Genomic DNA, 22180 nt, shown 5'->3' on the forward strand with positions numbered 1-22180 from the left:
GCGCTGTAGAGAGATAGGCAGTTTTTCTTCACCAAACCGTGACGCCACTGTCAGCGAACTGTCACGCCGAATTTCTAGTGTGGCTACAGGATAGTCCTGCAACGGATAAGAGCCTGTGGCTATGCCCATGACAATGCCTCTTGAGTCTGCTTGCTCGCTGCGAACCGGGGATTTGTTGTTGTTCTCTGGTCGTGGTTTTACCAGTGAGGTGATCCGGGTCTTTACCCGTAGCCCCTGGAGTCATATCGGTATGGTAGTGCACCTGCCCGGCAATCCCGACCCTCTGGTTCTTGAATCCACCACCCTCAGTGAATCGTCAGATGTGACCCTGGGGTGCCCGGTGGCCGGTGTGGCGTTGGTGCCACTGACAGACAAGTTGCGTGATTATCCGGGCACTGTGGCGTTGCGTCGCCGGCATGGCCCTCCTTTGAGTGACCGGCAGCAGCAATTGCTGGCGCGGATGGTAAAGCGTCTGCTTCATCGTCCCTACAAGAACTACGTGCTGTGCAATGCCCTGGATGTGCTGACAGGCTTTACCCGCAAGCCTGATCAGCGTGGCTGGTTTTGTTCTGAGCTGGTGGCGGAACTCTATCGACGGCTGGGCTGGTTACCCCGCCAGACCCGTGCCAGCACCCTGGTGCCGGGGCATTTCGGGTCTCGCCATATGCGACTTCAACACGGCAAGCTGGGCGCGGTGGAATTTCTCAAGGCCGGGTCGCAGGCAATTGCTATCCGCGCTCGTGTCAGTGTTACAACCAGCGCCGTACCCGTTGCCGATAAGCCTGCCATTGCTCCCCGAACTGCTGAGCATGAAAGGCTTCTTCCGCCGCAATCACATGCTGCTGGATCACCCAGACAATCGGTACCAGCATGATCAGCATCCCTGGGCTGTGCTGGTTCAGTGCCATGGCCAGGTACAGGGCAGTAAAGCCCAGATAGATGGGGTTGCGGCTCAGCCGGAACACGCCACGGGTTAGCAACTGGCTGGCGGGGCGGTGGGGAACCAGGGTAGTGCGTGCCAGGCGCAACTGGATGGCCGCAGCCAACACCAGGGCAGTGCCGATCACGGCCAGGACCAGTATCGCCCAGCGGTCCCCGGGAAACGCCGGGGCGGGCAGGGTAAGGGCCTGATCAATGCCATAGCCCATCAGCAGGCCCCCCAGGTACAGGGCCGGCGGCGGCATCATGACTTGTGGGTGCTCAAGGGGCATGGCGATAACCTGTGTTCAGAAAATGGAGGAAACGAATCAATGCGAATTCTAAACCCTATGGCAACCGTCTGCCTGCCCGGCGGTAAACTTTGCGAGGTTTGCTATTGATCATTTCGAAAAAGCTGGGTTATGGTAATTCCAACCCCCGCCATTGCGGGAGTGATCGCGATCAAAAGCTGTTACAGCTGCTGCAACTGAACCGCCAAAAGGCATAAACCAACGGCGGCAGGCGCAGGCGTCACTCTCGCTTTATCAGACCAAGAGCCAGATCTGACGCCCCAGCCAAATGCCGCCCATGATGCAACCGTCACAGGGGATACGCATGGAAGAGCGCGCGGCCAGACTTCACACCCTCTCCATCAACCACGCAAGCGCCAACCAGAACGATTCAACCCTCGAACAAGAGCAGCAAAAAACCTACGTCATCGATACCAATGTACTCATCCACGATCCGAATTCGTTACTCAATTTCGAGGAACATCGGGTGGTGATCCCCATGACGGTGCTGGAGGAGCTGGACAAACTGAAGAGCGGCAGTAAATCCCATACGGCGGCGGATTGTCGCGCGGCCATTCGCCAGATCGACCGGGTGTTGGGTAGCGCCACGCCGGCGCAGGTGGAAGCGGGTATCCCGATTCCTCGGGGGCCGGAGACGGTCACCCAGGGCACGCTGACGGTGTTGATGTCCACGTCCGGGGAGTTGAATGCCCCCCTGCCCAATGACCTGAACGACAATCGCATCATCAATGATGTGGTGGCCATGCAGGCCCGGCAGCCGGAGCGCCGTTTCATTCTGGTCACCAAGGACATCAACATGCGCCTCAAGGCGCGGGCCTGTGGCATCGAGTCGGAGGATTATCACAACGATCAGCTGGTGACGGATATCAAGCAGCTGACCCGTGGCTATTTCGAAGTGCCCGGCTCCTTCTGGGATCAGGTGACGCAGGTGGAAACCGAGCAGGTGGGGGCCGATACCCTGCACCATCTGTCCCACGGATTGCTGGTCAGCGAGATTCTGGGCGAAGAGGTCTATCCCAACCAGTACATCATCGATGAGCAGGGCTTTGTCGGGCGCGTGCTGGATGTGGACAACGGTGTGGTGACCCTGCGTCACTACAAGGCCGACAGCCTGCTCGATCAGGAGGTCTGGGGGCTGCGCCCGAAGAACCTGCAGCAGGCCATGGCGCTGCAACTGCTAATGGACCCGGAGGTGCACCTGGTGACGCTCACCGGGGCGGCCGGTTCCGGCAAGACCATTCTGGCGCTGGCTGCCGCCATCGAAATGACGGTGGAGCAGAAACGCTACAACAAGATCATTGCCACCCGGTCCACGCCGCCGCTGGCGGAAGAGCACGGTTTCCTGCCTGGTACCGAAGAGGAAAAAATGGACCCGTGGCTGGGAGCCATCAACGACAATATAGAGGCACTGCACCTGAACGATGAAAACCCCTCCGGCAGCATCCAGTATGTGAAGGAGAAGGCCAATATCCAGTTCAAGGCCATGAATTACATCCGCGGGCGCAGCTTCCAGAAGTCCCTGATCCTGATCGACGAAAGCCAGAACCTGACCCCCCACCAGATGAAGGCGATCATCACCCGGGCCGGGGAAGGCTCGAAGGTGGTGTGCCTGGGTAACCTGGCCCAGATCGACACCCCCTACCTGTCTCCCACCAGTTCCGGCCTGACCTACATGACCGAACGCTTCAAGCGGTTCGTTCATGGTGGTTCGGTGCAGTTGAACGGGGTGCCAAGGTCGTTACTGGCGGAATACGCGGAGCAGTTTCTTTAATTGATAATTGAGAATGGATAATTGATAACGTCGCGCCATGAGTGATTGGCATGGCTTTAACGCAAGAGGCCGCGCCCAGGGTTTGGGCGCGGCCTCTTGCATTTCAGTCCAGATTGCGCAGATCGCGCCGTTATCAATTCTCAACTATCCATTATCAATTATCTTCTTACACGCTTCCGACTGATAAAAATCATCCAGCACCCACTGAATAAAGGGTTCCAGCACGCCCTGCTCAATGAGAACTGTAGCGCCACGGGCCAGGGCCGGGGCGGTGATTTCACGGACCTGGTCTTCGCTGATCTTCATGCCGTCCAGCAGGGTTTGCAGGGGCATGTCGCTGAGTGATTCAACGGCGGCGTGGATGCCCACGCTGACCAGGCGGCGGGTGTAATCCAGACGGGCTGTTTCATCGCCGATGGCACAGCTCTGGCTGACCACTTCATCGATAGTGCCGGCGGGTACCAGCTTCAGGTAGTCGGCGGGCTTCAGGGGAGCTACGCGCTGGTAGCCATCGCGGGCCAGCTGCTCGATGCGCTCATTGGTGAGCTGTTTGTTCAGCCACTGTTCGCCGGTTTTCAGGGTGACGCGGATATTCTTTCTCAGGTAGTCGCGGATGGATTCTTCCATGCCGCCCATGGCCTTGCCGACCATGCTCTTGCGGCCCATTTTCATGACGCTGCTGACGCCGGGCAGTTTGGCCAGGGCGTTCTCTTCCAGCAGAAAATTCTTGATGCCGGTGTACAGCATCTCGCTGACCATTTCGCTGACTAGCGGATGGCTCATGGCCGCGTGGATGGCTTTCTCGCGCAGGGTTTGCAGTTTTAGGACTTGCTCCAGGATTGCCTCGAAATGATCTTCGCTGAGCAATTCGCCCACGGTGGCCGGATCCTTTTCGGCGGCTTCCCAGACCGCTTTGCTGACATCGCTGACTACACCCTGCAACCCCTGTGCGCTTAGCGCCTGTTGCAGCCATTGATCCACCACGGTGGTCAGGGAGTCGCTGTCTACCAGTTTGCCGAGCGGTACGGTGCCGAGGCTGACGCTGGCCTGGGCCATCAGGGCTTGCCAGTGCTCTTCATTTTGCAGTTGTGCACAGAGGTGTGCCTGGTGCGCATCGCGCAGGGCGGAAATCAGTTGGGCGGATGACATGGTAGTAAAGCCTCTTTTTATTGATTCAGAACAATACCCCCGCTGGCCATAGGACTTTCAATAGTGCCGGTGCGGTGGCCATCACAGCCTGTGTCGGGTATCAGGTCACTGCCTCTATCTTGCTGGAAGAAAGGGGAACTGTATGCAACTGCGAGGACAAGGAAAAGCGGCGCTGCTGCTAACCGGGATGTTGATGGCCGGGCCAGCTCTGGCCCACAAGGCGGGGGATGTGATTGTGCGTCTGGGGGGGCTCAAGGTTGAACCGGACGCCAGTAGCGAGACCTTCAACCCGGCGTTGCCGGCAGTGGGGGGGCTGGGTGTGGACGTGGATGACGATACCCAAGTGGGCCTGACGCTGGCTTATATGGTGACCGACTCCATTGGTGTTGAACTGGTGGGTGCGACTCCCTTTACCCACGACATCCTCCTGGAGACAGGGGGCGGTGATGTTGCCATTGGTGAAACCAGCCACCTGCCACCGACGCTGCTGGCGCAGTACTATGCGCCACAAGTCGGGCCGATGCGGGCTTATGTTGGCGCGGGTTTAAACTACACGCTGTTTTTTGACGACAGCATCGATGATTCTGTGGTGAGCCCGCTATTGGCCGGTGCCGATGCCGATGTGAAGCTGAGTAACTCCATGGGCTTTGCCTGGGAGGTGGGCGCTGATTTTGCCCTTGACGACAACTGGCTGTTCAACGTCAGTGTCTGGAATATCGATATCGATACCGAGGCGCGGCTGTATGTGAATGATGCCCGTGTGGACAAGATCGATGTGGAAATTGACCCCTGGGTTTACATGGTGGGACTGGGCTACCGGTTCTGAGGGTGGAAACGCCCGTTCTGTAGGGGCGTGCCTGCACTAAAAGGTTCGGCTGCAGGCTGCGTCCTACAGAACGCTGATGAGACCGGGTGAAGTAAAATATGTGACGAAGGCCAAGGCACAGCCATGTGGAGCATCGTCACCGGTCAGGCCATTTCTTCCAGCAGTTCGGGGAAGCGCTGGCGCAGGACTTCGTAGCCTCCGTCCAGGCTGACCACGTCACTGAAACCCTGTTCGCTCAACCAGTCGGCGGCGCCCTGACTGCTGTTGCCGTGGTAGCAGTAGATCACCAGCGGCTTTTCCGGGGCGGTATTGGCCAGAAACGGTTCCACGTTGGCCTGGGTCAGGTGGACGGCACCGCGTAAATGACCAGCAGCAAAGCTGGCCGGGTCGCGAATGTCCACGAACAGGGCATCGCCTTGCTCGAAACGGGTTATGCCCTCATCCGGGCTGATGCGTTTTGCCATTGTCTGCGTCCTTTTCGGCGAGCAGGTCCGACGGCGGATACTCGCATTCCAGTTTCATGCCGATGGCATTTTCCAGTTCCGGCAGCAGGAAGGCATCATCTTCACAGGCGAAGCTGATAGACATGCCGCTGGCGCCGGCCCGGCCAGTGCGGCCGATACGGTGAACGTAGTCTTCCGGATCTTCCGGCAGGTTGTAATTGACCACATGGGAAACGCCGTCGATATGGATGCCACGACCGGCCACGTCGGTGGCGATCAGCACTTGCAGATCACCGGCGCGGAATCGTTCCAGGGTCTTCATGCGCTGGGTCTGTGGCACGTCACCGGAGATCAGGGATACCTTGAGGCCTTTCTTGTGCAGGCGATCGCTGACACGACGGGTAATATCGCGGCGGTTGGCGAAGACGATCACCTTGTCCATGTTCATGCCGGTGATCAGGTTGTAGAGCAGGGTGAACTTGTCATCGGCATTGGTGATGTAGACCTTCTGCTCAACGGTGTCGGTGGTGACCTGGGCGGGCTCGATTTCCACCACCTCGGCATCCTCGGTCCAGCGGCGGGCCAGATTCATTACATCATCGCTGAACGTGGCAGAGAACAGCTGGGTCTGCCGGTATCGCGTTTTCGGGGTCATGCCGACGATGCGTTTTACATCGGGAATAAAGCCCATATCCAGCATGCGGTCCGCTTCATCCAGTACCAGGAATTCCACCCGGTCCAGCCACAGGTCGCGGCGCTTGGCGAAATCCAGCAGGCGGCCAGGGGTGGCCACCAGGATATCGATGAGTTCGTTCTGCAGACGTTCCTGCTGGCGGTTGAAGTTCATCCCGCCGACCACGCTCATCACCTGCAGGTCGGTGTACTTTGACAGCGCCCTGGCGTCCTTCTCGATCTGCATGGCCAGTTCCCGGGTCGGGGCCACGATCAGGGCACGGGGTTCACCGGCGTAGCGTTTCACTTGGATCGGGTTGCGCAGCAGATCGTTGATCACGGTAATCAGGAAGGCGGCGGTCTTACCGGTACCGGTTTGGGCCCGACCGATGGCATCGGCGCCAGCCAGGGTGTGCTCCAGAACTTCCGCCTGGATGGGAGTGCAGTACTGGAAACCCTGCTCGGCGATGCCGCGCATCAGGTTCAGGTCCAGATCAAAATCGTGGAAGCGGGTTTCACCGTCTTTTTCCGGCACCGGGAACTGATCCAGGGTCCAGGTGCTTGTGTTGTCTTTTTGCATGTATTCGCTCAGTCTGAATGCAAGAGTATGTGCCGATATTGGCACTGGCGGCACACAGCCGCGGGCGGTAATCAGTCCACCCGTTCCTGCTGGAAACGGGGTATTGTAGAAAAAATAGCCAGCGCTGTCAGAGGATGTTTGGTATGGGCTTGCTTCGCGGCGTTATTGTAGTGTTTTGGGTGGCGGTAGGGTTAGCCCTTTTGCTGGATCTGCCGTCCCCGTTTGATCGATTGCTGTTGGGGGCCGGGCTGGTGGTGGCTGTACTCCATGCACTGGAGTGCATCGGCTTCATGGTGTGGATTCGTCGGCGTGGTCTGTTTCACTGGCGCGATGCCCTGATGATCATGATTTTCGGGGTGGCCTACCTCAAGCCGAGGATGCGAACTATTCGGCGCACTATATAGCCCGGTTAATCCCCAAACACTAGCAACCGGTTGTTGGCGGGCATCTCATGGTCGGCCAGCAGGCGTCGTTGCTCGCGGGCAAACTGTTCCACCACCCATTCCTGATCGCGAATGCCGCGATTGTCGTCCACATCCTTCAACCACTGATCAAATTGACAGTTGGAGTCACTGGTGTACTGGCCGTCGTAGTTGAAGGGGCCATAGACCAGAAATTTGCCCCGATCGGTCAGGTGTCGGCAGCCCTCCCGGATACAGATTTCCACCAGTGACGCGGTCATGATGTGGAAGGTATTGGCGGTAAACAGGTAATCGAAAGGGCCGACGGGCCATTGAGCGGCCACATCCAGCTCTATCGGCGGCAGTGCCCGGTTGCCTGGATCACTCTGCCATTGCCTTATATGGGGCAGGTTGGCGGCCATATCGGACGGCTGCCAGTGCAGATGGGGAAGGCGCCCCGATAACCAGGCCGCATGCTGGCCGGTGCCGGCGCCGATCTCCAGCAAGGTGCCCGGCGCCTGGCAGTGCTTTTGCAGCACGGCCAGGATTGGCACCTTGTTATTTTCAGCGGCCTGGGAGTAGGGGCGTTCTTGCAAGGGGGCTTACTTCTTGTTCATGTACTTCTGTCCCATGGCAACCAGCTTCTGGTAACTGGTGGGCAACAGGCGTTGCATTGTGTCCACGGCAACCGCATCAGAGCCAATCAGCACCCGGCGCTTGTTGCCGCGCACGCCCTTGAGGATGGTGCTGGCGGCTTCTGCCGGAGTGGTGCGGAACAGTTTCTCGAAATCCTGGATGGCCTTTTCCTTGTCGCCACCGGTAATTCGCTCAACACTTTTGTCCATGCGTGCGGCCTTGGCAATGTTGGTCTTGATGCCACCGGGGTGCACAGAGGTACAGGAAACCGGGCTGTTTTCCATTTCCAGCTCGATGCGAAGGGACTCGGTGAAGCCGCGCACGGCAAACTTGGCCGCATTGTAGGCGGACTGGGTAGGAATGCCCACCAAACCGAAAATGGAAGAAATATTGATGATGTGACCTTCGCCGGCCTGCTTCAGGTAGGGCAGAAATGCCTTGGTGCCGTATACCACGCCCCAGAAGTTGATGTTCATCAGCCACTCGAAATCATCGTAGTTCATGTCTTCAACGGTGGCGCCAAGGGCCACACCGGCATTGTTGAAGATCATGTTGGCATAACCGAAATGATTCACTACGTCATCGGCAAAATCATAAAACGCCTGACGATCGGCCACATCCAGTTTGCGGGTCATCAGCCGGTCTTCACCGAGTCCCAGCAGATCGGCGGTTTCCTTCAGGCCGGCTTCATTGATGTCGGACAGAGCCAGCTTGGCGCCGGCGGACGCCAGTTCCTGGGCCAGGGCACGGCCAATGCCAGAACCGGCACCGGTGATAACGGCAACTTTGTCTTTAAAATTCTTCATGATGACTCCTGTATCCGCTAATTCAGTGGCAAGTTGAAAGTTCAAAGTTTCAAGGCGCGGGCAAGCTTGTTTGAAACTGATATGCCCTGCCCGCGCAACAAAGTTGTAGAAGCGCGGGGGCAGAGGTTTTCAGTTGGCACTGCCGGCGCCTGCGCTTTTCAACTTTGAACTTTCAACTTGCAACTCGATTTGGCGACCGAGTGTAGACACTTTGTCACTTCAGAATGGGCCAATCTTGTCGAACAAGGAAGTCCCCCCGTGACGGTGGCGCCGCCGGGTCGCGGCGCTGAGGATAACCGGCTCAGAGGCTGGGCTGGGGGCAGGCTTCGCTGAGGGGGGCGGCAATGGCTGCCTGGCTCTGGTGCATCAACTGTACCAGCTCCGCCTCGCTGGAGCCCACCGGGGCGATAGCGGGGTGCAGGGTGATCTGGGCATGCTGTCCTGGGCGCAGTCGGGCGGTCCCCGGTGGCAATATCTCGAAGGTACCGGTGAGAGTGACGGGGAGCACCGGCAGTTTCAGATCCTGGGCCATCTTGAAGGCCCCCTTCTTGAACGGCTTGAGCTGCCCGTTGCGGCTGCGGGTGCCTTCAGGGAAGAACAGCACACTGGCACCGTTAGCCAGCCGGGTGCGTGCCTGGTTGAGGCTGGCAATGGCGGCCTGGGTGTCGGAACGGTTGATGAAGATATGACCGAGCTTTTCGCAGCAGATACCGATCACCGGCATTTGCCGCAGTTCGTGTTTCATGACCCAGCGGAAGTCCACCCCCAAATAACCATAGAGCACGAAAATGTCGAACTGGCTGAGGTGGTTGGCGACGATCACATAGCTCTGGCCGGGCTCCAGGTGTTCGCGGCCATGCACATTCACTCGCACGCCGCTGTAGAGCAGGCAAAGTCTGGCCCAGGGTACGGCTGTGAGGCGGGAGACCTGATCAGCGGGCAGGAAGGGCACCAGCAACAGACAGACTGCCCCCAGCAGCAGGGTGGTGACCGCCACCAGCGGGACAAAGACAAGCCAACTATAGAGGAAGAAAAACAACCGCATGGGGAGGAGCTCTCCGTACCTGTTCAGGTGTTTCCCTTATGGTAATGGAGAGCTGGCCGAAAATGACAGACTGATAATTACTTTGTTACGTTTTGGTTATTTGTTGCCGTCTGCTACCGCCGCCGGACGACCAGGGCCATGCAGGTCCAGATAATCATAATAGTGATTCTGGTATTCCGGCTTGCTGACGATGCGGCGCAAGCGCTCAAGGGTAAAGTAGGGGGCATCGCGCAGCAGGATGTTGGCGATCCAGGCCGGAATATAGCCGCCTGGGTCGAGTATCAGCTCGTAGGTCATTTCCACTTTCTGGTCGCCCAGGCGGCGGAAACCCAGCTTGCCGGTCATCTCGGGGAAGCGGATATATTCATTGTTGGGTGGCAAGGCGTCAGGCCGGTTGATCAGGTCTACCATCACTGATTCTTCGTCTTCCGTGAGGGTCTGGGTGACTTTGGCCCGCAAAACGGCTTCCCGGTCAGCCAGTGGCCAAGGTAGCTGGGTGGTAAAGCGCAGGGAGCGATCCAGCGGACTGACCCGGTTGAATTCTTCCGCACTATCCACAAAGTGCAGCCACTTCGGATAGGAAGGATAATCATTGAGCAAGGCGACCAGAGAGTATTCGTCGGCGAGCGTAAAACGGGTGACGCCGCGGAAGGTCTTTAGCCGGGATTCATCCCGATGCTTCATGTACACCTGGATATCGTTACGGTCGCTGACCAGTTTCCAGTCTTCGAGCTCGTTACTGTCGGCAGCCCAGGTGAAAGAGGCAACAAAGAGCGCCAGAAAGAGAACAATGAGTCTGTCCATAGAAAAAGAGGGGTCCTTGCATACCTGTTATTGGAATAGAGTGCGGCGGCATTATGCCATTATTGAGATACCGCTGAACATATTTTGACCGTTGCCGGATCTTTCTGCTGCCCGCTTCGGATGATCGGTTGTCATTGAGCACTTCGGTGGCAGGCAATTTTATGCGGTTTTGCTAGACTTGCCTGCCGCAGGTCGGTGGTCCCCGGTTACCGGCACAATAACAAAGGTTTTCTGGCCAGCTAATTATGCTTAAACGTGCATTTCATCTATTTATTGGGGCTGCGTTGGTAGCGGGATATTTTGCTGCTTCCCCCCCTCACCTTTGGGAGTCCGGCCCATCCATGGTCGTGGAGCCAAGGGGAAAGGCGCCGGATAACGTGCAATGGCGCAGTGCTTTTGTGTCGGATGGGGACACGCCGATGGTTCATGCCGCCTCCATGCTGGAATTGCCGGACGGCACCCTGCGGGCCTTCTGGTTTGCCGGCAGCCGAGAAGGCGCCGCCGATGTGGCTATTCATTCCTCATTGTTCGATCCACAGTCCGGTAATTGGTCCAATGAAAAACCAGTCATTACCCGGCAGCAGATAGAAGATGGTTGGGGACGCCATGTCCGCAAGCTCGGCAACGTGGTTCCGGTACTCGATGATGATGGCCGTATGCGCCTGTTCGTGGTGGCAGTCAGTTTTGGTGGCTGGGCGGGTAGCCGGGTCGTGGTGCTGGAGTCGTTTGATCAGGGTGAAAACTGGCGCTTTGACAAGGTGCTGGTCACTACTCCCTTTCTGAATATCAGTACCCTGGTAAAAACCGCCCCTATTCATTACAGCGATGGCACCATCGGTCTGCCTGTCTATCACGAAATGGTCGGCAAGTTCGGTGAAATATTGCGCCTGGACAAGGACAACCAGATTCTCGGCAAGGCGCGAATAGGGCATGGGCGCAAGGCGATCCAGCCACTGGTGCTGGTAGACAGCCCTTCTCATGCGGTGACCTTTTTGCGTAATGAGAACGAACCCAACAATGGCTTTCTCTATCAGTCAGAAAGTGATGATGGCGGCTGGCACTGGGATGCACTCGAGTATTCATCACTGGAAAATCCCAGCGCCGCCTTGAGTGGTCTGTCCCTTGGAAAAGGGCACTGGTTGGTGGCGGCCAACTGCAACCGTATCGAGCGTGATGATCTGTGTATCCGGGAAACCCGTGATGGCGGTCGTAGCTGGCAGGAACGCTGGACCTTTCACGACCGGGAGCGCTGGCGCGGCGAAGCAATGACCGAGCGGCAATTTGCTTCACTGATTAGCCCGGAGCTGAACAGTGATGTGCCACCGGAAGATCCTGCCCGACTGCTGGAGAGGGCTCGTCACAACAAATGCGATGGCCGCCTGGGTTGCGAATTTCAGTACGACTATCCCTACATGATTCGTTCACGCAACGGCGATCTGCATATGGTGTACACCTGGAACAAGACTGCGATCCGCCATGTCTGGCTGAAAGCGGCCGCCACTCACGGCACTGACAAGGAGCAGGATGATGACGCTTGATATTCTGGTCTGTGCCTTGGTGCTGGTGGCGGTACAGCTACGGATCTGTGCCTCGCTGCTCTCCGTGCGCGGGCGGGTTGTTCTGTCAGCGGTGATTTTCGTCTGGTCGGTGCTGCCTTTCCCCTGGGGGCTGGCGCCCTGGGTGATCAGCTACCTGGCCGGTTTCAGCATTACCTCGGGTCTACTGGCGATGCTGGCCATCCAGCATCGCATTGCCGGCCATTACTGGCTGCCCCTGAAACAGCTGCGGGGTGCCTGCCTGATGCTGGTGCTGATGGCGCTGTGGTTCTACCCGATGAGCCTGGGCTCCAGTTATGCCGATCCCTATGCCCTGGGCTTTGGCAATTTCGGATTCAGTACCGCGCTGTTACTGGTGGGCATGCTGGCCTGGGTGCTGCGTGCCTATGCCACCTGTCTGATTCTGGTGGCAGCGCAGTTGGCATTTGGTGCCGATCTGCTGGTCAGCGACAACCTGTGGGATTACCTGATCGACCCCTGGCTGGTGCTCTGGGCGGCCGGTTGGCTGATCCGTGATCGCTTGCTGCAGGCGCGGGCCATGCCCGCACCCGAGTCACCAGCAGCAAACAATCAGTCTTCGGCACCTGCCGACAAGGCTGACGGCTTGTCCGCTGGCCAGTAACTGGCGGCCAGATAGCCCACCACAAACATCAGCAGATTGCCGATCAGGCCGGTGTAGTAGAGATCAAAGGGGGCGCTGAGCGTCTCCGGCAACATTCCCTTGTTGGTCAGGATCGTCCAGCCGGTGAACACCAGGGTGCAGGCAATCCCGCACCAGGCTGCTCTGGCGTCTCCCCGGTTGCTGAAAAAGCCCAGCAGGTACAATCCCAGCATGCCGCCACCCAGCAGTGACACCAGAATCGTCGAGGTGTCCTGCAGCGTTTTGGTATCCGCCTGATTCAGCCACAGGGCCCCGGCAATCATCAGGCCGGTAACGACCACGGCGATGCCCCAGGCCACTTTCAGATAATGCCTATCGTTTTGGCCAGGGTGAAAATGGCGCCGGTACAGGTCCACCACGCTCACTGTGGTAACCGAGTTGATGCTGGAATCCAGCGAGCTCATAGCCGCTGCAAGGGCCGCAGCAATCACCAGGCCAGCCACGCCGGCGGGCAGGTAATTAGTGATGAAATAGGGCATCAGGGTTTCTGCGCGAGCTTCACCGCTGAGAATGGCGCCGGCCTGCACATCCGGGTAGACCTGAAAGAATACCCACAGGGCGGTGCCCAGAAACATGTAGAAAGCCCAGATGGGCAGAGCGGTGAACAGGTACACCCACAGCCCCTTGCGGGCTTCGTGGGTAGATTGGGAGGCACAGTAGCGTTGCACGGTATTCTGGTTGCTGGAATATTCCGTGAGCCAGTTGGTCAGACCGATCAGCAACATCATGGTTGCAGTTTTTTCACTCAGCGACAGCGACCAGGAGGTCTCACCGGGGGCGCCGTTTTCCCAGGGAGCCAGGGCGAATTTTCCTGCCTGGCCAGCCCGATCAAAAATCTGCCCGAGCCCGCCGGGCAGTGCATCCAGGATTACCCACAGGCACAGCAGTCCGCCGAGCAGCAGCACCACGGTCTGCAATACATCGGTCCAGATTACTGCATCGATACCGCCAATGACTGTATACAGCCCAACAAAGAGGCCGCCCAGGATGATGGCGGTGGTGGGCGATAGATCGGTGACTTGCTGAATCAGCAAAGACAACAGCCACAGGATCATGGCCAGGCGCACCACCTGTGCCACCAGAAAGGCAACCGCGCCATAGACCCGGATGGAGGGGCCGTAGCGTTGTTCCAGAAATTCGTAGGCGCTGGTCATGTTGCCGCGCCGGAAATAGGGCAGGAAGACAAAGGCCGCTACCAGCATGGCTGGCAACAGGGCCAGGTTGGGCAGATAGCGTAGCCAGTCGGTCTTGAACGCGTCGGCGGGGTAGGCCAGAAAGGTAATGGAGCTGATGGAGGTTCCCACCAGTGACAGTCCGATTACCCAGCCGCGAAAGCGGCGGCCGCCAACGAAATACTCTTCGGTGCTGGTATTGCGTCGGGAAAAGTAGATGCCGATGCCCAGTACTACACACAGGTAGCCTGCCAGCACCACCCAGTCAGCCGTTGCCAATGTCATTATTATTTTCCACTACAGGCAGCATGCTGCACGCAACACACCACCGCGCGCGGCATGTTGCGTGTGGCGTGATGCGTTACTGTTCGATGTAAACGTTATCGGCCTGTTCGCCGCGGTCGGACATGCGGGTATCAAAGCTGACACGGGTGCCGGTGCGCAGGCTGCGACGGCCACCGTTCTGAACGGCCTTGAAGTGTACAAACAGTTCCTCGCCACTGTCGGTGAGGATAAAGCCGAAACCCTTGTTGGGGTTGAACCACTTCACTTCGCCGCGTTGCTGGCCGTTACCGCCCAGGGGCAGTTTGGCCGGTATCAGTTTACCCAGTGGCAATAGCGGCAGCAGGTAGGCAAGTACCGGCAGCCAAAGCCACCACTGCTCTGCAAACACCACGCTGCCATGGCTGGCTACCAGGCCGGCAAGGTAGAAAAACACCGCCACATGCAGGGGCAGGCGCTGGCCACCGCCAAGCAGGCAGACCAGATTTACCACCGCGGCCAGCAGCAGGCCCAGGCCGGTTTGCTGACTGTGGATATTGGAAATTTTCACCACGGCGAGATTCTCGTGGAGGGTGATCAGTGCCATTTCCGGAGCAAAAAGCAGCCAGGCGCCGGGAATGGCCAGTAACAGGGCTGCAACGACATAAAAAACGGTCAGGGGTTTAGAGACATTCATGAAATTGACGTTACCTTGTTGAGCTATGAGTGATAAAAGTAGCTGATTCTGGCCACAGCGCCGCTGTTCCGCGGAGAATATGCGGTCACAATGGGTGCGCCCGGCCTGAAACAGTCTCTGTAAACCGCCGGAAAACGAGGCGGTATTGCACGGTGTCACTGTTTGCGACGAGATCCCTGCCGTCGGCACAGGTTATTGAACCGTACAATTCGCGCATTGTACCCAAGCCGGCGACGAAACTCATGCGTAGCAGGCTGCTAGAGCTCATTCGGAGAGACTGTGTCTGTATATCCGTTCCTCAGCGACGCTTTTTTCGATGCCCTGCAGGGCTGTGGTGCCGTTACCCCGAAAACCGGCTGGCAGCCCTGCCACCTGGAGATCGGGGGCGGCTGGATGCCTCTCTATGCGCGCAGCCATTCCCGGGGCGAATATGTGTTCGATTACAGCTGGGCGGACGCCTATCAGCGCCATGGCCTGGATTACTACCCGAAACTGGTCACCTCGATACCCTTTACGCCGGTCACTGGTCCTCGCTGGCAGGGTGACATTTCTGCGGACTCGCTCTGGGCAGGGGTGCAGCAGGTGCTGAGAGAGCAGCATGCCAGTGGCTGGCATCTGTTGTTTCCGGATAAGGCCTGCCGGGAACAGTTAGAGGAACTGCCGCTGGTATCGCGACAGGCCTGCCACTTTCGCTGGGTTAACCGGGATTATCGGGATTTCGATGATTTTCTCGGCCAGTTTCAGTCCCGCAAGCGCAAGAACCTGCGTAAGGAGCGACGCCGGGTCCAGGAACAGGGACTGACCATTACCCGCCTTCAGGGAGGGCAAATCAGTGCCAGCGACTGGGCGTTCTTCTACCAATGCTATGCCAGCACCTACCTGAAACGGGGTCAGCTGCCGTATCTGAACGAAGCCTTCTTTTCTACCGTCGGTGAGCGGTTGGCCGATCAGTTGATGCTGGTGTTGGCCCGGGACGGAGACCGGCCGGTGGCTGCCGCCTTATATTTTTTCGACGCGGATTGCCTGTACGGACGCTACTGGGGCTGTCTGGAGGAGCGGGACGGCCTGCATTTCGAGCTGTGCTATTACCAGGGCATTGAGTTTGCCATTGAGCGCGACCTGGCGGCGTTTGATCCGGGGGTGCAAGGGGAGCACAAGATCCTGCGCGGCTTCGAGCCGGTGATTACCTGGTCCATGCACCACCTGCGGGAGCCGGCTTTTCATAACGCCATCGCGGATTTTTGCCGGGAAGAGGCGGCGCACGTGCAGCGTTACCGGGAAGAGGCCATGACCCTGTTACCGTTCAGGAAAGGGGTGTAGGACGGATGTCTGGCAGTAACCGCGCGCGGCCAGCAGGCAGGCTGGATACCTGGCCGACATTGCCAGCCCGCGGTTAGCTCATTGTTGTCAGGCAGCTATCTGCTGCTCGCGTTGGTAGTAAATGGCCATGGTGACCAGATCGCAAAGATCGGCGTTGGGGTGATCCGGGCATTTGGGGCCGAGGCTTGCGGTGACATCTTCCAGGTCGCTGCTTTCCGGGTCATTCAGGTCTGCCAGAAATTCCCAGACATGACCGTGATGATCCACCAGGGTGCCGGTATAAATCCCGTCGTCAAAACGGCAGACGCAGGAAAAGACCGTGCTGTTGATATTGAACCCCCGGGTATTCACCCACGCGGTAAGGGCTGGGTCCAGGCTGCCGTCCCTGAGTTGTGTGGTAGTGCTGGCGACGGCATCCCAGGCATTTCGGGTGCTGGCTTTATTCGGTTCCATGGCATCTTCCTCAGCCTTACTCTTGGATCGTCCCTGAATTTTTACGACTTATCACGCTGCCTGCGACTGGTGGCAGGAATCTGACGATGACTGCATTTTGCCTGCAATCTCAGGCAAACACAGAGGTAATTTGCTGCAAAGAGTGTAGGAAATATCCCACAAATGAACATTATTCATTTTTTTGAAGTGCGTATTTATTGGCCGTGATTGCCCGCAAAAAGCGGTGGCAGTGGGCACTCCATCAAGGCGGCCATGGCGCGCAGCATCTCGGCTTCGCTTACCTGCACCTTGCCGTCGGTTAGCACCAGATCCGCGAGCCCGTCGATTACCGGGCCTTTAAGCAGGGGCGAGAGGTCGGCAAGTCGATCCAGCGCCTGCCCCAGTCGCTGACTGCTGCACTGGGACAGAGGCAGCAAGGTGCGGGCCTCGGGCAGCAGCCCATGGCTGGCTTGTCGAAACAAGGTCCGGGCCTGTTCGTCGCGAGCACCGCTGGCCCATGTCATCACCGAAAAAGCCAGTTGCAGCTCGCCGGCCACTGCCCGGTAGCGGTGGAAACGGGTGTGGCGGTTGCGCCTGGCGTGGTCGTCGAGTTGCTGGCGGGCCAAGGCCACCAGTGCCCACTCAAACAGGGTGGTGCGCTGGTCAGCCCGCGTCAGGGTAGTCAGTCGCTCCAGAATCTCCCTGCGCTGGGCCGAGGGTTGTCCTTTGAGGGTGGGGAGCGCCAGATCGATGATAGGTAGACGCAGGCGGCTGCCCAGATCGGACAATTGCTGGCTCAACAATTGTAGAGTCGGCAGGTGCTCACTCATGTCGGCGCTCTTGAGCAGGCTTTGCGGGTCGCTGTCCGAGCTGCTCATTATCAGGGCATACAAGGCAAGCTCTGCCTGAACGGGGTTATGGAGCTGCTTGTGCAGATCTGGGGGAATGGCTTCCAGCAGCGAGCGGGCATAGCCCACATCGGCCTCACTGACGGTGCCCACCCGGCGGGAAGGTGCCGGGCCGGACCCGGCCGAGTCACTGCTGCTGGCATCACTGCCGCCACTGAACCCAGCTGCGCCTTCCGGTGCCGGCGCCGAAGGGGAGACACTCGACTGGCCGGCACTACGTGCCCGTGTGCGGGCCCGGGCAACCCAGTCGCTGCCCAGTGCGCCGAGACGTTCATCCAGCGGTGGATGCGTGGCAAGCAGGTTGCGAAAGCGAAAGCCCAGGGTTTCCCCGAAGCACATATGACTCATGTCTTCGGCGTGCACGGAATCCAGGTGGGAGCCGTTGCCGTTACGAATCTTGATCAGCGCACCAGCCAGCCCGGCCGGATTGCGGGTGAACTGAACCGCCGAGGCGTCGGCCAACAATTCCCGTTGCCGGGAAATGGCAGCCTTGATCAGCCGACCGAAGAACAGCCCCAGATACCCGACCACGACCAGCGCCAGACCGACCAGAACCAGGCTGTTACCCTTGCGATTGGAGGAGCTGCGCCGGGAAGAGCCGCGCAGCATGAATTCGCCGATCTTCCCCAGTGCCAGAATGCCCGCCAGCACGGCAATCAGTCGCAGGTTCAGGCGCATGTCAGCGTTAAAAATATGGCTGAATTCGTGGGCGATGACGCCCTGCAGTTCGTCCCGGTCAAGTTTCTTCAGAGTGCCGTGGGTAACCACCAGCACGGTTTCGGAAGGGCGAAAGCCGGCCACAAAGGCGTTAATAGCCTCTTCCTTGTCCAGCACATAGAGTTGCGGTGCGGGAATGCCGGAGGCAATGCTCATTTCCTCCACCACATTGATCAGTTTCTTCTCGTCGCTGTGGCGGGTATCCGGGTCAATCGGACGGGCGCCGAGCATGGCGGCCAGGCCTTTGCCGCCGCGGCGTAATTTCCAGGTCTTGAAGAGGCAGCCACACACCATGACCAGCAGGGTGAAAAGGCTTATCCCCAGTGTCATCGGGTGCGTGAGCCACTGGCCGGGAGGGAGCTGCACGTCCATCCAGGCAAATGCCAGCAGCAGTGCCAGATTCACACAGACCAGAATGGCAACAACGGCCAGGAAAAAATACAGGACCAGCAGCCCGGTCTTGCGGCGGGCCCGCTCCTGATGTTGAAAGAAATCCATGGTCGCCGACTCAGAAGCTGACTTTCACTGCCTTGCGGGCTTCCTCGGTTTCTATCTTCAGAAGCTGGGCTTCCTTGAAGCTGCCAAACAGGCCGCCAATGAAATTCTGCGGAAACTGTTCGCGGTAGGTGTTGTAGTTCATTACTGCATCATTGAATGCCTGACGGGCAAAGCCGATGCGGTTTTCCGTACTGCTCAGTTCTTCCATCAACTGGGCCATGGTGTCGTTGGCTTTCAGGTCCGGGTAGTTTTCGCTGAGCGCGAAGAAGTTGGCCAGGGAACCGGACAGCAGGGATTCGGCCTTGCCCAGGTTGCTCACCGCACCACCATCGTCGGGATGTTCTGCAGCCGCTTTCTTGGCACTTACCGCCTGATTACGGGCCTCAATCACCTGGGTCAGGGTGTCCTTCTCGTGGCTCATGTAAGCCTTGGCGGTTTCCACCAGGTTGGGGATCAGGTCGTGACGGCGCTGCAGCTGCACATCAATTTGCGCAAAGCCGTTCTTGAAACGGTTCTTCAGGGCAATCAGGCGGTTGTAAACGGCAATGATGTAGATGATAACGGCGACGATAACGCCGATAAAAATAAGAGTCCCCATGACGATAGCCTTCCCCGTGCAGTTTTATTGTGGCTATAAACTACTGCAAAACTCGTAGAGGGGAAAGAAGGGACTACGAAGCCGCTGTAGGAACGGAGCGTAGCGGAGTAACGCACGTAGTTCCGTGCGGCCCGAAGGGTGAGCGAAGCGAATACACCTCTTGAGGTGCGAATCTGAGCCCTGGCGAAGGAGTAGCGGTGATCCTTGCTTCAATGCTTTATCAATAAAATGCTTTTGGCGCTAACCTCTAACGCATTCCTCGCTATCGCTCGGTTCGCACCTCGAGAGGTGCTCCTACAGTGGTTTCGTAGAGAGGCTGTCAGTATTTGATGCCCCACTTGCGATACAGAAATCCCATGATCCAGGCCGGGCCGATCATCAGGTACTGGATGTCCTCGAAGAAGGAGGGTTTCTTGCCTTCCACCTTGTGCCCCCAGAACTGGCCGATCCAGGCCGCCACGAACAGCACCAGGGATATCCAGAAGACGCTGGCGCCACTAGCGGCGATCAGTGACAGGACAAACAGGCAGGCCAGACTGAAAAACAGCATGCCCAGGGCAATGGGGCGGGAAAGGCGAGCATAGTAGAGGGTGACGCCAATCAGGGTAAGAACGGCCCAGAAGCTGGCAAAGAAGGGGGCCGGGATAGCCCACAGGAATCCCACGATGCTGAAGAAGATGACCGGTACACAGACAAAGTGGACTTTCTTGTTGGTGGGGTTCTGGTGGCTTTCGCCGTAGGCGTCCAGCCACTCATCCATGCTGCGCGTTGTCATGAGGTGCTCCCGGTTTGTAGTTATACAACCAGTATAACGCCAACAGGTGGGCGGGATGCGAGGGGCAATTGATAGTGGATAGTTGAGAATTGATAACGGCGCGGATGGGCTGCTCAGTAGCCTGAAAGCAAAGAGGTCGCGCCCAGACATTGAGCGCGGCCTCCTGCGTTGGAGAATCTCAAAATCTGGCTCGCGCCAGTTATCAATTCTCCATTCTCAATTATCAATTGGTCTTTTTACGCCCCCAGCCACCCGGCCACGGTTTGTGGCGTTACCGGCAGATAGTGGTCCACCAGCAGCGCAGTAAACAGCGCAAACAGGTAAGTGATGGAATAGCCGAAGGTTTTCATCGGCAGCTTGGGGTCTGTGGAAAACCGCAGTCGCACTGCATGATAAAGAAACACCAGCCCCAGAATCAGGGCGCTGAGCAGGTAGATCAGATCGCTCATGCCGGTCAGATAGGGTAGCAGGGTGCAGATAAACAGCAGGATGGTGTAGTAGAGCACCGACTCCCGGGTGAACGGGATGCCGTGGGTCACCGGCAGCATGGGGATGTCGGCCTTGGCGTATTCATCGCGACGGTGAATGGCCAAAGCCCAGAAGTGCGGCGGTGTCCAGACGAAGATGATCAGCACCAGCAGCCAGGCATAGGGGTGCACCTCCCCGGTGACCGCTACCCAGCCCAGCAATGGCGGGATGGCGCCGGCGATACCGCCAATCACGATGTTCTGCGGCGTGGCGCGTTTCAGATAGAGGGTATAAATAAAGGCATAACCAACGAAGCCGAACAGGGTCAGCCAGGCGGTGATTGGGTTGACCAGAAAATACAACATGACCATGGAGGCTGTCGCCAGCAGTATGGCGAAGGCAATGGCCGCTTTCGGGCTCAGCTTGCCGGCCACCAGTGGGCGCTTCTCGGTGCGTTTCATTATCGCATCGATTTTCTGGTCCATGATCTGATTGATGGCCGCAGACGACATCATGGCCAGGGTCAGCCCCAGAAAGGCCGGGATGAAGATGTGCATCGGCACCATGCCTGCCGGCTCGGTGGCCAGAAACATGCCGGCTACGGCGGTCACCATCAGCAGCATTACAACCCCGGGTTTGGTCAGGGCCAGGTAGTCGCGCCAGGTGGCGGTTTGGCTCATGGTCACGCTCCTTGCGCTTTGGATTGTGTGGGCGGAGACGGTTGGCGCAGGCCGCATTTCACATTAATCGCGCGGATGAAGAGTACCAGACTGGCGAGCAGTAGTACGGCCACGAAATTGTGGGCGACGGCCACATCCAGGGGCACGGCAAACATCACATTACTCAGCCCCAGGGCAATTTGCACCACCAGCAGGGCGAAGATCCCCAGCGCGAAATTGCGGAAGAATACACTGCGTGCGCGGATCAGGATCTTGGCTACCAGTGCCAACACCAGCAGGGTCACCAGCAGGGCGCCGAAGCGATGCATCACGTGGATGGTGGTGCGGGCATCGTTATCCAGTACACCGTATTCGTAGTCCGGCTTGTCATGCTCGTGGCCCCAGAAAATAAAGGCCTCGTCGAAATCGAGGCGATTCTGCCAGCCTTCTTCGCACACCGGCAGTTCGGTACAGGCCACTGCGGCGTAGTTGCTGGCGGTCCAGCCACCCAGGGCGATCTGCAGGATCACGGCGATCAGGGTGATGGAGGCAATCGGCTTGAGCATGCGCACGTCGCAATCATTGAGAAAACGCGGCCAGCGGTAGAGGCGGGCGGTGAGCAACACCAGCAGGGTAAAGGTGGTGAAGCCGCCCAGCAGATGCAGCATGACGATGGTGGGCTGCAGCCCCATGGTGACGGTCCATTTGCCGAGAATACCCTGGAAAATCACCAGTACTACCAGAAACAGGGGTAACTTGAGCGGCTGCTTTTCCTGCTTGCGGTTGATGAAAGAGAGGGCCGCGATGATCAGTATCACCAGGCCCAGGGTAGAGGCGAAATAGCGGTGCACCATTTCCGGCACGGTCTTGTGGGCTTCGCGAAGGGAGCCCGGCATGGTTTCGTTGGTGGTGTTCACATGATCGATGGCCTTGCGGACATCCAGGTGGCCATAGCAGCCGGGCCAGTCCGGACAGCCCAGGCCGGCATCGGATAGGCGGGTCCAGGCTCCCAGAATAATCACTACGGCAACCATGAAAACGGCCAGCAAAGACAGCCGGCGCAGCCAGATTTGTGAAGGAGTAAGCGCTTGCATAG

Annotated in this window: 22 protein-coding genes and 1 pseudogene; 7 read left to right on the plus strand and 16 right to left on the minus strand. The window is 58.2% G+C overall.

The features are described from left to right. Nucleotides 1–127 precede the first annotated feature (127 nt). Entirely contained in the window at nt 128–874 is a 747-nt protein-coding gene (locus tag HUJ17_RS06820) for a YiiX/YebB-like N1pC/P60 family cysteine hydrolase (RefSeq protein WP_290509987.1), read from the plus strand. Here the strand turns inward: HUJ17_RS06820 and HUJ17_RS06825 are convergent. Then, nucleotides 849–1211, minus strand: a pseudogene (locus HUJ17_RS06825) (methyltransferase); the annotation flags it as partial. The gene HUJ17_RS06820 and the pseudogene HUJ17_RS06825 sit on opposite strands and share 26 nt — an antisense overlap. Nucleotides 1212–1533: 322 nt before the next feature. Between HUJ17_RS06825 and HUJ17_RS06830 the strand changes: the two are divergent. After that, nucleotides 1534–3000 (plus strand): PhoH family protein, encoded by a 1467-nt coding sequence (locus tag HUJ17_RS06830; protein ID WP_290509988.1) that lies wholly within the window; start codon nt 1534–1536, stop codon nt 2998–3000. 144 nt (nt 3001–3144) lie between these two features. On the opposite strand, the gene HUJ17_RS06835 is transcribed toward HUJ17_RS06830, so the two are convergent. Next, entirely contained in the window at nt 3145–4149 is a 1005-nt protein-coding gene (locus HUJ17_RS06835; protein WP_290509989.1) for a hypothetical protein, read from the minus strand. A gap of 142 nt (nt 4150–4291) precedes the next feature. On the opposite strand from HUJ17_RS06835, the gene HUJ17_RS06840 reads away from it, so the two are divergent. Beyond that, on the plus strand, nt 4292–4975 hold the full coding sequence (locus tag HUJ17_RS06840; protein WP_290509990.1) for an OmpW family outer membrane protein: 684 nt from the start codon (nt 4292–4294) through the stop codon (nt 4973–4975). A 143-nt stretch (nt 4976–5118) separates the two neighbouring features. Here the strand turns inward: HUJ17_RS06840 and glpE are convergent, their stop codons facing one another. Beyond that, the gene (gene glpE / locus HUJ17_RS06845; protein ID WP_290509991.1) at nt 5119–5439 is read right to left on the minus strand and encodes a thiosulfate sulfurtransferase GlpE; all 321 of its coding nucleotides are present in this window, start codon (nt 5437–5439) and stop codon (nt 5119–5121) included. After that, nucleotides 5414–6670: an ATP-dependent RNA helicase RhlB gene (rhlB, locus tag HUJ17_RS06850; RefSeq protein WP_290509992.1), complete on the minus strand. Its 1257-nt coding sequence runs from the start codon at nt 6668–6670 to the stop codon at nt 5414–5416. The genes glpE and rhlB overlap by 26 nt, the downstream gene beginning before the upstream one ends. A gap of 143 nt (nt 6671–6813) precedes the next feature. Here rhlB and HUJ17_RS06855 point away from each other — a divergent pair, with 143 nt between their 5' ends. Then, on the plus strand, nt 6814–7074 hold the full coding sequence (locus HUJ17_RS06855; protein WP_290509993.1) for a DUF1145 domain-containing protein: 261 nt from the start codon (nt 6814–6816) through the stop codon (nt 7072–7074). A gap of 5 nt (nt 7075–7079) precedes the next feature. On the opposite strand, the gene HUJ17_RS06860 is transcribed toward HUJ17_RS06855, so the two are convergent. The 4 genes from HUJ17_RS06860 to HUJ17_RS06875 all read right to left on the minus strand — a co-directional run bounded on the left by HUJ17_RS06860 (nt 7080) and on the right by HUJ17_RS06875 (nt 10362). Further along, nucleotides 7080–7667, minus strand: coding sequence for a DUF938 domain-containing protein (locus HUJ17_RS06860; RefSeq protein ID WP_290509994.1), 588 nt, complete (start codon nt 7665–7667; stop codon nt 7080–7082). A gap of 6 nt (nt 7668–7673) precedes the next feature. Then, entirely contained in the window at nt 7674–8513 is an 840-nt protein-coding gene (locus HUJ17_RS06865; protein ID WP_290509995.1) for an SDR family NAD(P)-dependent oxidoreductase, read from the minus strand. Between the two features lie 301 nt (nt 8514–8814). Next, nucleotides 8815–9558 carry a lysophospholipid acyltransferase family protein gene (locus HUJ17_RS06870; protein WP_290509996.1) on the minus strand — a complete coding sequence of 248 codons (744 nt, stop codon included), beginning with the start codon at nt 9556–9558 and terminating at the stop codon, nt 8815–8817. A gap of 96 nt (nt 9559–9654) precedes the next feature. Next, nucleotides 9655–10362, minus strand: a complete 708-nt coding sequence (locus HUJ17_RS06875; protein WP_290509997.1) for an START domain-containing protein — start codon at nt 10360–10362, stop codon at nt 9655–9657. 341 nt (nt 10363–10703) lie between these two features. Between HUJ17_RS06875 and HUJ17_RS06880 the strand changes: the two genes are divergently transcribed. Together HUJ17_RS06880 and HUJ17_RS06885 are read left to right on the plus strand one after the other, a co-directional pair. Continuing rightward, nucleotides 10704–11900, plus strand: coding sequence for a sialidase family protein (locus HUJ17_RS06880; protein WP_290509998.1), 1197 nt, complete (start codon nt 10704–10706; stop codon nt 11898–11900). After that, nucleotides 11890–12540: a hypothetical protein gene (locus tag HUJ17_RS06885; RefSeq protein ID WP_290509999.1), complete on the plus strand. Its 651-nt coding sequence runs from the start codon at nt 11890–11892 to the stop codon at nt 12538–12540. The genes HUJ17_RS06880 and HUJ17_RS06885 overlap by 11 nt, the downstream gene beginning before the upstream one ends. Here HUJ17_RS06885 and HUJ17_RS06890 read toward each other — a convergent pair. Next, nucleotides 12489–14036, minus strand: a complete 1548-nt coding sequence (locus HUJ17_RS06890) for a sodium:solute symporter (protein WP_290510000.1) — start codon at nt 14034–14036, stop codon at nt 12489–12491. The genes HUJ17_RS06885 and HUJ17_RS06890 overlap by 52 nt on opposite strands. 76 nt (nt 14037–14112) lie before the next feature. Beyond that, on the minus strand, nt 14113–14709 hold the full coding sequence (locus tag HUJ17_RS06895; protein WP_290510001.1) for a cold-shock protein: 597 nt from the start codon (nt 14707–14709) through the stop codon (nt 14113–14115). 279 nt (nt 14710–14988) lie between these two features. Here HUJ17_RS06895 and HUJ17_RS06900 point away from each other — a divergent pair, with 279 nt between their 5' ends. Beyond that, entirely contained in the window at nt 14989–16029 is a 1041-nt protein-coding gene (locus tag HUJ17_RS06900) for a GNAT family N-acetyltransferase (RefSeq protein ID WP_290510002.1), read from the plus strand. An 87-nt stretch (nt 16030–16116) separates the two neighbouring features. Here the strand turns inward: HUJ17_RS06900 and HUJ17_RS06905 are convergent, their stop codons facing one another. The 6 genes from HUJ17_RS06905 to HUJ17_RS06930 all read right to left on the minus strand — a co-directional run bounded on the left by HUJ17_RS06905 (nt 16117) and on the right by HUJ17_RS06930 (nt 22178). Further along, nucleotides 16117–16482 (minus strand): hypothetical protein, encoded by a 366-nt coding sequence (locus HUJ17_RS06905; protein WP_290510003.1) that lies wholly within the window; start codon nt 16480–16482, stop codon nt 16117–16119. A gap of 194 nt (nt 16483–16676) precedes the next feature. Next, the gene (locus tag HUJ17_RS06910) at nt 16677–18584 is read right to left on the minus strand and encodes a M48 family metallopeptidase (protein ID WP_290510004.1); all 1908 of its coding nucleotides are present in this window, start codon (nt 18582–18584) and stop codon (nt 16677–16679) included. A 10-nt stretch (nt 18585–18594) separates the two neighbouring features. Beyond that, nucleotides 18595–19182, minus strand: a complete 588-nt coding sequence (locus HUJ17_RS06915) for a LemA family protein (protein ID WP_290510005.1) — start codon at nt 19180–19182, stop codon at nt 18595–18597. A 319-nt stretch (nt 19183–19501) separates the two neighbouring features. Beyond that, complete coding sequence (locus tag HUJ17_RS06920; RefSeq protein WP_290510006.1) at nt 19502–19957, minus strand: Mpo1-like protein; 456 nt, start codon at nt 19955–19957, stop codon at nt 19502–19504. A gap of 236 nt (nt 19958–20193) precedes the next feature. Then, nucleotides 20194–21105: a heme o synthase gene (gene cyoE / locus HUJ17_RS06925; RefSeq protein WP_290510007.1), complete on the minus strand. Its 912-nt coding sequence runs from the start codon at nt 21103–21105 to the stop codon at nt 20194–20196. Nucleotides 21106–21107: 2 nt separating this feature from the next. Next, entirely contained in the window at nt 21108–22178 is a 1071-nt protein-coding gene (locus HUJ17_RS06930) for a COX15/CtaA family protein (RefSeq protein ID WP_290510008.1), read from the minus strand. Nucleotides 22179–22180: the final 2 nt, after the last annotated feature.

Origin of the sequence: Alcanivorax sp. (assembly GCF_014762765.1) — a bacterium.
GTDB lineage: Bacteria > Pseudomonadota > Gammaproteobacteria > Pseudomonadales > Alcanivoracaceae > Alcanivorax.